The 13049-nt window shown below is 29.1% G+C and carries 15 protein-coding genes; 4 read left to right on the top strand and 11 right to left on the bottom strand.

Features of this window, described 5'->3' with window-relative positions; genetic code table 11:
* Positions 1-196: 196 nt before the first annotated feature.
* Entirely contained in the window at positions 197-1414 is a 1218-nt protein-coding gene (gene glyA, locus BQ7358_RS02605) for a serine hydroxymethyltransferase (RefSeq protein WP_062173123.1), read from the top strand.
* A gap of 135 nt (positions 1415-1549) precedes the next feature.
* Entirely contained in the window at positions 1550-2020 is a 471-nt protein-coding gene (locus BQ7358_RS02600; RefSeq protein ID WP_062173122.1) for an S-ribosylhomocysteine lyase, read from the top strand.
* 72 nt (positions 2021-2092) lie between these two features.
* Here the strand turns inward: BQ7358_RS02600 and yajC are convergent, their stop codons facing one another.
* The 8 genes from yajC to BQ7358_RS02560 all read right to left on the bottom strand — a co-directional run bounded on the left by yajC (position 2093) and on the right by BQ7358_RS02560 (position 8662).
* On the bottom strand, positions 2093-2356 hold the full coding sequence (yajC, locus tag BQ7358_RS02595) for a preprotein translocase subunit YajC (RefSeq protein WP_062173121.1): 264 nt from the start codon (positions 2354-2356) through the stop codon (positions 2093-2095).
* Positions 2357-2434: 78 nt separating this feature from the next.
* Positions 2435-3589, bottom strand: coding sequence for a tRNA guanosine(34) transglycosylase Tgt (gene tgt, locus BQ7358_RS02590; RefSeq protein ID WP_062173120.1), 1155 nt, complete (start codon positions 3587-3589; stop codon positions 2435-2437).
* Positions 3590-3610: 21 nt separating this feature from the next.
* Positions 3611-4639 carry a tRNA preQ1(34) S-adenosylmethionine ribosyltransferase-isomerase QueA gene (gene queA / locus BQ7358_RS02585; RefSeq protein WP_062173119.1) on the bottom strand — a complete coding sequence of 343 codons (1029 nt, stop codon included), beginning with the start codon at positions 4637-4639 and terminating at the stop codon, positions 3611-3613.
* A gap of 323 nt (positions 4640-4962) precedes the next feature.
* Positions 4963-6174, bottom strand: coding sequence for an FtsW/RodA/SpoVE family cell cycle protein (locus tag BQ7358_RS02580; protein WP_062173118.1), 1212 nt, complete (start codon positions 6172-6174; stop codon positions 4963-4965).
* Between the two features lie 3 nt (positions 6175-6177).
* Positions 6178-6462: a DUF1507 family protein gene (locus tag BQ7358_RS02575; protein WP_062173117.1), complete on the bottom strand. Its 285-nt coding sequence runs from the start codon at positions 6460-6462 to the stop codon at positions 6178-6180.
* 9 nt (positions 6463-6471) lie between these two features.
* Entirely contained in the window at positions 6472-6672 is a 201-nt protein-coding gene (locus tag BQ7358_RS02570) for a YqgQ family protein (RefSeq protein ID WP_062173116.1), read from the bottom strand.
* A gap of 11 nt (positions 6673-6683) precedes the next feature.
* On the bottom strand, positions 6684-8123 hold the full coding sequence (locus tag BQ7358_RS02565) for a hypothetical protein (RefSeq protein ID WP_062173115.1): 1440 nt from the start codon (positions 8121-8123) through the stop codon (positions 6684-6686).
* A 35-nt stretch (positions 8124-8158) separates the two neighbouring features.
* Positions 8159-8662 (bottom strand): PTS sugar transporter subunit IIA, encoded by a 504-nt coding sequence (locus tag BQ7358_RS02560; protein WP_062173114.1) that lies wholly within the window; start codon positions 8660-8662, stop codon positions 8159-8161.
* A gap of 257 nt (positions 8663-8919) precedes the next feature.
* Here BQ7358_RS02560 and BQ7358_RS08950 point away from each other — a divergent pair, with 257 nt between their 5' ends.
* Both BQ7358_RS08950 and BQ7358_RS08945 read left to right on the top strand, forming a co-directional pair.
* Entirely contained in the window at positions 8920-9744 is an 825-nt protein-coding gene (locus tag BQ7358_RS08950) for an ISL3 family transposase (RefSeq protein WP_234971559.1), read from the top strand.
* A complete protein-coding gene (locus tag BQ7358_RS08945; RefSeq protein WP_231723783.1) occupies positions 9713-10321 on the top strand; it encodes a transposase in 609 nt (202 codons plus the stop codon). Before BQ7358_RS08950 ends, BQ7358_RS08945 begins: the two co-directional genes overlap by 32 nt.
* A 95-nt stretch (positions 10322-10416) precedes the next feature.
* On the opposite strand, the gene BQ7358_RS02550 is transcribed toward BQ7358_RS08945, so the two are convergent.
* The 3 genes from BQ7358_RS02550 to BQ7358_RS02540 form a co-directional block, all read right to left on the bottom strand.
* A complete protein-coding gene (locus BQ7358_RS02550) occupies positions 10417-11355 on the bottom strand; it encodes a serine hydrolase (RefSeq protein ID WP_072520177.1) in 939 nt (312 codons plus the stop codon).
* A gap of 153 nt (positions 11356-11508) precedes the next feature.
* On the bottom strand, positions 11509-12267 hold the full coding sequence (locus tag BQ7358_RS02545) for a GNAT family N-acetyltransferase (RefSeq protein ID WP_062173112.1): 759 nt from the start codon (positions 12265-12267) through the stop codon (positions 11509-11511).
* Positions 12268-12360: 93 nt separating this feature from the next.
* Positions 12361-13035: a tRNA (adenine(22)-N(1))-methyltransferase gene (locus tag BQ7358_RS02540; protein ID WP_231723805.1), complete on the bottom strand. Its 675-nt coding sequence runs from the start codon at positions 13033-13035 to the stop codon at positions 12361-12363.
* Positions 13036-13049 lie beyond the last annotated feature (14 nt).

Here is a 13049-nt window from a genome sequence, read left to right as displayed (position 1 = left end):
TCCTTAAATTTGGTTCGATATAGTAATACAGCCGTATCCCTCTATAATTATAGCACAAATAATTTCGATTTTCTACCTAAACCCCGAACTTAATTTCAATTCATTTGTTTTGATTTCAATTTATCATATGTTAAAATATTTCTATAAAAATTGAGAAACTATCATCTCTACAAATCTAATTATAAAGGAGCTCTTAATGGATAAAATTTTTGAACTTATTGAAAAAGAAAAAGATCGTCAAAATACAAATATTGAACTCATTGCTAGTGAAAATTTTGTTTCAGAAAATATACTAAAAGCAACCGGAAGTATTCTTACCAATAAATATGCCGAGGGTTATCCCGGAAAAAGATATTATGACGGCTGTGAAGTTATTGATGAAATAGAAACTCTTGCTATTGAAAGACTAAAAAAATTATTTAATGCTGAATTTGTCAATGTTCAAGCTCATTCCGGTTCTAGTGCTAATATTGCAGTTTACATGGCTTTACTAAATCCGGGGGATACTGTTCTTGGTATGAGCATGGATTCGGGAGGACATTTAACACATGGTAGTCGTGTAAACTTCTCCGGAAAAATATTTAATGCTATCTCCTATGGCGTCACTAAAGATACTCATCTTATCAATTATGATGAAGTGTTAAAACTTGCAAAAGAGTATAAACCTAAAATGATTATAGCCGGGGCGAGTGCTTATTCTCGTATAATAGATTTTAAAAAATTTAGAGAAATTGCCGATGAAGTCAATGCTTACTTAATGGTTGATATGGCTCATATCGCAGGGCTTGTTGCTACTAAATTACATCCTTCTCCATTACCTTATGCTGACGTTGTAACTTCTACCACACATAAAACTCTTCGTGGCCCTCGTGGAGGAATTATATTAACCAATAACGAAAAAATAGCTACTAAAATCAACAAAATGATTTTCCCGGGAGCCCAAGGCGGTCCGTTAGAGCATATTATTGCAGCAAAAGCAATCTGCTTTAATGAGGCTTTACAACCATCATTTAAACTTTATCAACAACAAGTTCTAAATAACATGAAAGCTATGGTTAAAACTTTTAAACAAAATAATATTCCTGTTGTAAGTAACGGAAGTGATAATCACCTTTGTTTAATAGATACCTTTACTACTTACGGTATTAACGGTCATGATGCCAGTGATTTACTAAGTAAAGCATATATCACATGTAACAAAAACGGTATCCCGTTTGATACGTTACCGCCGGCAAAAACAAGCGGACTTCGTTTAGGTACAGCGGCTATGACTACTAAAGGGTATGTTGAAGAAGATTTTATTGAAATCACCAACATTATCTGCAACTTACTGAAAAATGGAAAAAGCTATCTCCCAGCAGCTCAGTTGGAGGTAAAAAAAATAACAAGTAAAAAAAGAAAAGAATTTAGATAAATCTATCCGTTACCATAAGTCAATTTTATTGTATTTTTACACAATTTTTTATATTAATTATACACTTTTTTATTTAGAAAAAATATAGTATAATTACACTACAATCGAAAATTTATTTTTTAATGGAGAATAACGATGACTAATAAAAAAATGAATGTTGAAAGTTTTAACCTTGATCATACTAAAGTAGTTGCACCTTATATTAGGCTTGTTGGAGTATATAGCGGAGAAAATGGTGATAAAATATATAAATATGATATTAGATTTTGCCAGCCGAATAAAGAACATTTAGCAATGCCAAGCCTTCATTCTCTTGAACATTTAATTGCAGAATTAATTCGTAATCACCTTGATAATGTTTTGGATTTTGGACCAATGGGTTGTCAAACAGGGTTTTATTTATCAGTAATAAATAATGATAGCTATGAGGCGGTAGTAGAAGCTCTTACCAAGACGTTGGAAGATGTTCTTGTTGCTACTGAAGTCCCGGCTTGCAATGAAATACAATGCGGCTGGGCAGCTTCTCACTCCCTAAAAGGCGCTAAGCAAGAAGCTATAAAATTCCTAGATAAAAAATCTGAATGGAAAAACGTATTTGGTAAGTAATAAATTTATTTTTTAAAATATTATAAAATAAAAATCGAAGATTAGAAAATTTTTCTATCCTCGATTTTTATTTTATTTAGCCGCTAAACTACGAATAGCATTTCTGTCCAACTCAATTTCTACTTTAGGTGCTATTCTTACCTTAACTGTCAGTGTTCCTACTTCTATTATATCTCCGTATATCCCGGCGAATGTGACGATTCTGTCACCTTCTTTTAAAGAATCCTGTAATAATTTTAATTCTTTATTTCGTTTTGATTGCGGTCTTATCACTATAAAATACATAAAACCAAATAATGCAACTATCATTATTATATTAATATATTGACTTGGCATATTTTTTACCTCCGAATTTCTGTATATGTTTATTCTACTATAATGTTTTAAAAAAATAAACTATAAATATTAGTATTATTAGAAATTTTTAGGATTTTCCTGATTTAAACCATATTTTTCGAAAAATTCTTCTTTATAATCTAATAATCTATCTTCCATAATTGCCTTACGAATATTTTTCATCATATTAATTAAAAAATGTATATTATGTGTTGATGTAAGCCTTGCTCCAAATATTTCATCTGCTTTAAATAAGTGGCGAAGATATGCCTTAGTATAATTTTTACAACAATAACAATCACACTCCGAATCCAGCGGGGTAAAATCTTCCGCATATTTTGCATTTTTTACAACAACTCTTCCCTGCGACGTCATACATGTTCCATTTCGTGCAATACGCGTAGGTAATACGCAATCAAACATATCAACACCACGTAATACACCCTCAAACAACGCATCAGGAGATCCTACACCCATTAAATATCGTGCCTTATTTGTAGGTAATAACGGTGTTAGATATTCTAATACCCTATACATTTCATGCTTAGGTTCCCCAACTGAAAGCCCTCCAATTGCATATCCCGGAAAATCTAAACTCACTAAATCCTTTGCACTTTGTTTTCTTAAATCATCGTATCCTGCACCTTGCACAATCCCAAAAATACTCTGCGTTTTCGGATTTTTATGTGCTTTTAGACAACGTTCTGCCCAACGTGAAGTTCTTTCAACAGATTGTCTAATATATTTATAATCATGATTAAAATCAGGACATTCATCAAATGCCATCATAATATCAGAACCAAGTGAATTTTGAATAGCCATAGCTTTTTCAGGAGATAAAAATAATTTTTCACCCGATAGATGATTTCTAAAATGAACTCCTTCTTCTTCTATTTTTCTTAAATCACTTAATGAAAATACTTGAAATCCTCCTGAATCGGTTAAAATACTCCCATCCCAATTCATAAATTTATGAAGACCTCCGGCTTTTTCTACTATACCCTCTCCGGGTCTAAGCCATAGATGATATGTATTGGATAAAATAATATTTGCTCCCATACTTTTAACTTCTTCCGGCGACATTGCTTTAACTGTTGCCTGTGTCCCTACCGGCATAAATACCGGAGTTTCAAAACTACCATGCGGAGTATGAACTATACCAAGTCTTGCTCCTGACTGTTTACAAGTTTTAATATGCTCATACCAAACTGCATTTTCTCTTACATCTCTCATTACATAATCCTTTCTCAAACATCATATTATCATCATCGCATCTCCAAAACTAAAGAAACGATATTTATTGTCCACTGCAATCTTATATAATTCTAACACTTTTTCTCTGCTATAAAATGCACTAACCAACATTATTAGTGATGATTTCGGCAAATGAAAGTTAGTTATCAAACCGTCTACACATTTAAACTCAAATCCCGGATAAATAAATATATTTGTCCATCCGGAAGCCGCAACTATCTTTCCATTATTATCTCTAGCAATAGTTTCTAAAGTTCTTGTAGAAGTTGTTCCAACCGAAAAAACTTTATTACATCTTTTTTTTGTTTCATTGATTATATTTGCAGTTTCTTCATCAATTGTATAATATTCAGAATGCATATCATGATCTTCAATATTTTCAGTCACAACCGGGCGAAATGTTCCAAGACCTACATGAAGCGTCAAATAAGCAATATTTACACCTTTTTCTTTTATTTTTTTCAACAATTCTTCTGTAAAGTGTAACCCTGCCGTTGGAGCCGCTGAACTGCCGATTTCTTTTGAATAAACCGTCTGATAACGTTCTTTATCAATTAATCTTTCTTTTATGTACGGTGGCAGTGGCATTGTTCCCAGTTCATCAAGACGTTCTTGAAAAATTCCCTCATAGCTAAACTTAAAATACCTAAAGCCATCATCCATTACTTTGATACACTCCGCTTCCATAACTCCGTCACCGAATGAAACAATACTTCCTATTTTTATTCTTTTGGCAGGTTTTACTAAACACTCCCAAATATTATGTTCTTTAGTTTTTAAAAGTAGTACCTCAATAGCTGCACCGGTTCCTTTTTTCTCCCCATATAAGCGTGCCGGCATTACACGGGTATTATTAAGAACTAATGTATCTCCGGGATTAAAATAATCTATAATATCAGAGAATACCTTATGTTTATAATTATTGTTTTTTCTATCAACCATAAGTAATTTACTAGTATCTCGTTTTAACAACGGAGTTTGTGCTATCAACTCTTCTGGTAAATTAAAATTAAACTCTTCTAATTTCATTTAATATCTCCTTTAAAAGTTACTTTACTATTATAGCTTGAATGTTAAAACTTATCAAGTTAACCATCAAATTTATTTCTTTCTCAAATAAAAAAATAAACCTAAAGTTAAAATTCTAGGCTCTCCTAGAAATACGGGTATGAAATTTTTTCATTTATTAATTTCATTAAAAATAGCTCCCCAAAACTTATCCAAGTTTCGGGGGCTAGTACCTATCCATATTTATTATACAACCCAAAAAACTAATTTAAAGACAAAACTCTAAAAGTAACAGAGCATATTCTTAAACTTTTAGTAAAATTTTCACTTTAAATTAGTTATTTTTATAAATTTTGTTTATCTTCTCTTAAAGATTTAACATGAGCAAGAATATTGGTAACTATACCAAGTCCTATACTAAGAATTAAAAGCGAACTTCCTCCATTACTTACAAAAGGAAGTGGTACTCCTGTCATGGGAATGGAAGCAGTAACCCCTCCAATATTTATAACAGTTTGAACTGATAAAAGTGTTGCAAAACCTATTGCATACATGGCACCAAACGTATTTTTAGATTTAGTCCCCGCAAAAACAGCTTTTCCCACCAATATACAAAGTAACAGAATTACAAATAACACTCCTATAAGACCGAGTTCTTCTGCAATAATTGCTAAAATAAAATCTGTATGAGCTTCCGGCAGATAACCGAGTTTTTGAATAGAGTTTCCTAAACCACGACCCACTAAGCCACCATTACCAAACGCTATATAGGAATTTATTACCTGATCGGCCGCTGCACTAAGATTCTCTGAAAAAGGATTCAAAAATACCTTTATCCGATTAGTTCTATATGAGCTTCCGGAAAACAACCCTGTAATAAATAAAATACCTATTAACATGACACTCGCCAATAATGCAAGTGTTATAATTTTCCTAATATTTTTAAAATTCATATTGGAACAAAGCGCCATAATTCCAACAACACTAAGAGTTATTAAAACCATTCCGGTATCATTTTGAGCAAATATAACCGCTGTTAAAAATAACGGTATTCCAAAAATATTAATTAACTCACTGCTTGTTAAGACTTGTCTTAATTTTGTCTTTCTTGTTTCTAAAATAAATGCCATATAAATAATAATAAATAGTTGTGCTAAAGTTGACGGTTGAAAACTAAATGCCCCTAATCTTATCCATGATCTTGCACCATTTATACTTGGTAATGCAAACGGAATTAATAGTAATCCTAAAATAATGAACTGCCCATATTTTAATAAATTTTTACTTCTAAAAATTTCGAATGGAATTACTACTGAAAAGATTAAAAACGCCACGTAAGATAATGATGCCCAAATCGCTTGCCTTATTAAAAAATAATTTGCATCTACCGGTATAGACGATGTGAATGTTCCATACTTATTCCCAATCATACTGGCGCTATAAACCATTATACAACTTAAAATAAATAAAATTAATAATGTTAAAGCTACTACAAGATCTAATTTTACATGACGTCGTTCATGTTTTATACTTTGCTGTAATCTTATTATCTTCATAACCTAGTTTGCTTTGCTTTGGTTGTCAACACTGCCATACATCATACCGGCTTTATCTTCAAGATCGGTCAAAATTTTCTTACCTGCCTCCGCAGTGATACACCCTATTTCTACCGCAAGATTTATTTCTTTCGTTAATCCAAAAATTTGTGTATCAATTACATCTTGATATAATGGACATTTTTTTTCACCTTTAACTGAAAGACACGCTTCAATCATATCTTCGATTTTCATAATATCTTCTTCTATTCTCTTTCTAACTTTTATAAATATAAGACTATTTTCCATTTTTCTCACCTATCCTTTCGCTAATTCATAATTCATCTCATGTTTTATAATAGCAATCGCTCTTATAAAATCTTCTTTGGAAATTAATTCTAATCTTTTTAATTCTCTTACTTCATACTCTACCATACTTAAAGTATGCTTTCTATCTTTCATATATATTATTATACCAAAAGATTTTAAAAATTGTTGTAAATCATAAAAATTTATCATCATCTTCACCCTTAATAATTACTAAGTTCTTCCACCAAGTTTTTATATTTCTCAAGATTACTAATTTTTAATGCCTTATCTGCATATTCCTTAGATTTACTATAATTACCTTCTTGTCTTTCTATTAATGCCAATTTGTAATAAAGCGGTGCAAAACTGCTATCAAACTGAATTCCCTCTAAGAATACTTTTTTAGCATCATTAACTGAAAGGTTTGTCATTTTAATCATACCTAACTCATAATATGTAAGTGCCGATTTATTTCTGGAAGTCAATTCTTTTTCTAAATTAAAAATATCCTCATCACTTCTCGGTTTTTCCAACCTTTTATCAATTTTTCTAACTAAGTAAGTATTAACTTTACTTTTTGTATCAATATTAGCAATTTTTACAACTATCCCGGACACCATAATCAATACAAAAGCTATTGATAATATATAAATACTCCTTTTATTCAATAATAATAGTTGCAAAAACACCCCAACTATAAATGAAAAAATATAAAGAGCAACGTTGGTGTTTAGTAGTATAGCACTTCCCAACAAATACACTAATGATAAAGAAACAGCGTACATAAATTGCAAATTATTACTTTTTTTACTTAACTGCGTTAAAAATATAGAACCTAAAACTGCCAGATAAGAAACAACAGGAATATTTAAATCTCCCGAATAACCAAACAGCAAAAACAGATTAAAAATGATAGCTGTAGTTATTAATATTACCGACGATTCACGAATATTCAAATTCTTATTAAATAATAACGATGATACAAAAATACTCACTACTACTATAAATAAGCTCATAAAATCATTAACAACAAAAACACTCGTTATTAACCTATAAAATTGTCCGCTAATAATTCCTTGATAATCATATCCTAAAAATTTATAAATTGAGAAACTTCCGTTACTTGCATAAATACTAACATATTTTAAGAAAAACAATAATAAATAGCATAACGAAATTATGTTAAATTTGACATCAAATACTGTTTTATTTAAAGTTTGTTTTTTGTATAGTTCTACAACTCTGGTTTTATAACGTGATGTATCCGGAGAATCTTCAATAAATTTTAAATCACGTTCTTTCACGAATAGCTTACTATTTTTTTCATTAAATAAAACTCTTTCTATTATCAAATCACTTGAAATTTTATACTTTTTATAATCTGTAATTATCTCATCATATTCCGGTGAAACAAATATTATTTTAATTTTTAAATTTTTCAATTTAAACATTTTTTTCAATCTTGTTTCGTTCCGAATTATATTAGAAATTACACTATCTATTTCAGTTGTTTTAAAATTATTGCTATAAATAAATCTTACCAACTCATTATCATCATTTATTAACCAAACATCTTTCTTCTCCGGACGATAATAAAGTATATTATAATTATATTTAACAATATGCAAATATACTATTTTCCAAAATTTTTTATCATTCATAATATTATACTATTAAAACTTAAATAGACTCGCATCTATTTAAGTTTTATTTTTGCCACTTCTTGTGAAAAATCTACGGTTTCATTTAGTTTTAAAACACTAATATCTTCAACAATATCCATATTTGTAACTACACAAGGGGTAATGATATCTTTTGCTTTTTCTTTTACTAATTCTAAATCATAAGTTAATAATGTTTGACCGACCTCTACTTTATCCCCGGCTGACACTAAAACATCAAATCCTTCACCTTTCATAGATACTGTCTCTAAACCAACATGGATAAGTAACTCTACATCTCCTGTCTTTATTCCGAAAGCATGTTTTGTCGGAAATACTTGGATAATTTCTCCCGAAACCGGTGACAGCAATTTTCCTTCTTCAGGGATAATTGCAAAACCATCACCCATCATTTTCTGTGCAAATACCGGATCCGGAACTTCAGTAATGGCTACTACTTTTCCTTTCATATAAGAATTTATTACTAATTCTTCTGTTTTTTTATCTTCTTTTCCGAATAATTTTGATAAAAATCCCATTTCAATCCTCCGTACTAAAATATTACCCTAATATACCTATTATATACTTTTATATAGCTTTTTTCAATTATTTTTATCAAATTATTTTCAAAACATTATCTCACTTAATCGCAAAAAAACATCTAATTTTTATGGTTGTATAATAAATACGGGGCATGGAAAAAAATCCATACCTCGTATTATTTTTTAATATACAAAAAGACAAATATCCAATATAATTAAAGTGCAAAAAAATAAACTATGAAAGGATATCTGTCATGAATAATTTTAACACAAAAACAAAAGAAATAAAAGAGGGAGAATTCATTAAAAACCTACTACAAATAAAAGATAAAAATATAACTATTGAGAAAACACATAACGAAACTATAAAAAATAATCAAAAGTACTTTGTATTCAAAGGTACCTTAACATATAAACCCAAGAAGTGTGAATGCTGTGGTTGTCTTAATAAAGGTTATACTGTAGTTAAAAACGGCTTTAATGAACTTACTAGAATTAATCTATTAAAAATATCAGGTATCCCTGCTTATTTGGAACTAAGAAAGCAACGTTTCAAGTGTAAAACTTGTAATAAAAAATTTGTAGCTACTACTTCTTTTGTAGATAAATACTGTAGTATTTCTAAAAATGTTAAGTTTTCTATAATGAGTGATTTAGCTGATACTTTATCTTTTAAACAAATAGCCAAAATGAATAATGTATCGGTTAATATTGTTATAAGAACTCTTTATAAATGTAAATCCCATGTAGACATTCTTAACTATAATACCTTACCTGAGTATTTATGCTTTGATGAGTTAAAGTTTACTAAAGATAGTAAAAATGGTATGAGTTTTATTTTTTTAGATGCTTTAACTCATGAGATTATTGATATAGTTGATGGTAGAACTGAGTATATTTTAAATAATTATTTTTCCAGATTTTCTAAAGAGGCTAGAAGTAATGTTAAGGCTATTTGTATTGATATTTATACTCCTTATATGAAGTTGATTAGAAATAAGTTTCCTAATGCTGAAATTGTTATAGATAGGTTTCATATTATTCAAAATGTTAATAGAGAACTTTATTCAAAATGTTAATAGAGAACTTAATAGAACTAGAGTTAAGCTAATGAATATTTACAAAAAACAAAAAGGTATTAATTATACTCTTTTAAAAAATAATTGGAAGTTAATATTAGAAGATGAAAGTAATGTTACTCATGGTAGGTTTTTCTTTAATAGGAGTTTTAGGAGTTTAGTTACTAGACGTGATATTTTAGATTATTTATTAGGATTAGATTGTATATTTAAGGCTAGCTATGAGAGAGTTCAGGATATTAGATATGCAATAAGGTATAGAAATGAGTTGGAGTTTAAAGAATTAATTGAAAAATCTACTATCGATTTATCTGATGGTGTTAGTAAGGCTATTAATACTATGAGAAAACATAAAGGGTATATGCTTAATAGTGTTAGGTATTCTATTTCTAATGGTTCTTTGGAGGGTATTAATAATAAGATAAAGGTTTTAAAGAGAGTTTCTTATGGTTATAATAGCTTTTATAACTTTAGATTACGCATTTTAGTTGTTTCTAGGTTATTTGTTTCTGAGTATAAAAATAATATTTCTTTTAAGGGCGTTTTGAAAAATGCCAAGCAACACTGCATTGCTTAGCATTTTATCCTTATTTTTTCTCATGCCCCGTATTTGACACAGAGCCATTTTTATCAAAGTTAGATGTTAATATTGTCGAAATAACTGTAATTACTTTACATATTATTATCAGTAAGATTATTTATCTCTTTTGCCATTTCTGAAATACTATTTCCTGAATTTGACAAATTATTTGTATATATGAGCAGCATATAGTCTTGATCACCAAATACTATAGCAGTGTCGTGCATATTGGCATCTATTCCGCCATACTTACTCGCTATTTTTTTATCTTGAATACCTTTTTTTATCCATTCACTATCTTTTGTGTCTTGCAAATATTTTAATAATTCAGGGTAGTTATCTCTTTCTGAATATAATTTACTCCATGCTGCCTCCATCATTTTTGGAGTTACTTTATTTTTTTGTGCTTGCGCTACAGGTAGAGAAACACCTAATTGTGCAAAATATTTAGTAAGAACATCGCTGGCTGTCGCACTGTTCCCAATGAGCATTCTGGTAGCTGTATTATCAGAATATTGAATCATATTTTGAATTACATACTCTAATTCATAACTATCCTTTTTAGGTTGATTGGTTATTTCTCCCCCACCTTCTTCTAAAAATTTCTTATTATAATAAATCGGCTTATCTTTAGATATTTCTCCTGCTTTTATTCTATCATAAATCTTCATAGCATATACAACTTTAACGGTACTCGCCGCTGTAAAATATTTATCATCTGCTACCGCAAATCTGTAACCGGTTGAAAAATTTTTATAAACAACACCAATTTCGTTATTTCCTTGATATTTGCTAACTATATTATTCATAGCCTCATCAAGTTCCGCTTGATTTAATTTTTTCTTTTCTTGACTTTCTTCTTTGGACTCATTATTTTTTTGAACCTGTTCCTGTTTTGAAACTTCTACTTGATTATCTTTATGTTTTTTAGATTTCACATAACCACCGGCAGAAAAAACTCCATAAATAATAAGGACAACTACTGAGGATTCTATAATAAATTTTAATATTTTTTTAACTACCTTTTTCAATTTTATTTACCTACTCTCTTCTATAAAACCACCACTATTAGTTTACTACACATAACAAAATTCATCAATATTTTAAAAATATTTTCCAAAAATATTCGGTTGTACTTATCCTCTTTAATTCTATAATTAGCCAAATATTTATTAAAGCATTTCTTAATTAACATTCGATTTTAGATAAAAATCTTGCTTTGATATTTTTTTAAATCCAATTTTTTCATACATATATTTAGGTGTATCATTACTATCAGCAACCAATACTACATTTTCTTTTCTCATATTTAACACTGCGTAATTTAAAAGATGTTTAGCAACTCCTTGTCTTCTGTACTCTTTGGCTACATACAGATTATCAACTTCAAAAAAGTCTGTTTTCATTATTACATTCATAGTTCCTATAATTTTATCATTATCTTTTGCTATTAATTGAAGTATATTTTCTGAACGAATATTTTCATAAAGCAACTCTTGATTATGAATTGCCCATCGACTATCACCCAGTTCCGAATCTATTTTATATTGAAACTCTAAATATTCACTGTTATCTTTTTTCTGTAAAAATTCTACTTTATAATTACTCAGATTTTGTTCAACAAATTCTTCTCTTTTCAAATGGTACAAGTCAAAATTTATCTCATTATATCCATCTTTTTTTAGATATTTTTTTAATTTTTTAGAAAGTTCTTTTTTCTCCGGTGTAGCTATATGAATAAAATTAATACCGGCATCTTTAAAAAATTTATAACAAGAAGCTATATAATATTCCAACTCATCAACAATTTCCGGCATTTGTTTTATAAGTAAATAATTTCCACTAAAATTTAATTTCGATTTTAACATTTGATAAATAACATATCTATCTGTTTCTACTGCTACTTTTGATCTAGAATACATATCTTTAAAACTATATTCCATTTTCTTACACTCCTATCTTGTGTCTATCCAAATCAATTATGATTTATAAATTATAAATACCGTTCTAATAAATTTTTTTGTAAATCTTAAAAACTACTGAATTAGCGCTTCTATTTTTTTATATTTTTCTTCCTGCACCTTTATTTTCTCTAGCTGAGTATTGTTAGATTTTTTTAGTTGTGCTAATATATAATTTATTTTTTCTAATTCTAAATTTTGTTTCTTTATATATAGTTCCGGTTTTTCTTTTGTTAAAAATTTTCCAAAATTTATCTCATCTTCTGTTAAATTCATTTTTCCAAAACTAGCTACTATTATTTCATAAATATGCCCATCTTCTTCTATTATGTCTTCTGCATCTATTTTATATCCTAATTCTTGCAATTTAATGCGAACGAAATTTTCTCCAACATTTGGTTGTAAAATTAAACTCGGCTTGCTTTTTAATTTTCCTTTTCCATTTTCCAATATTTCAGCTATTAATTTTCCACCCATTCCACAAATAGTAATTACTTCTATATTGTCATCAAGTGATATTGCATCTAATCCTGCTGCTTTCCGACATTCAATAATTTTTGAAAAACCTTCTTGTGCTACATTTTTTTGAGATACTTTATATGGACCTTCTACTATTTCACCGGCTATAGCAAAATCTATTTTTTTATTTTTGACCAAGTATAAAGGTAAATATGCATGATCACTTCCTATATCTGCAAGCCTTCTACCCGTAACATATGTTGCAACTAATTCTAATCTCTTATTAATCATCAGCATTTTTCTTC

It is taken from the genome of Gemella massiliensis (genome assembly GCF_900120125.1).
Classification (GTDB): domain Bacteria; phylum Bacillota; class Bacilli; order Staphylococcales; family Gemellaceae; genus Gemella; species Gemella massiliensis.
This window is presented reverse-complemented; position numbering and strand designations above follow the sequence as displayed.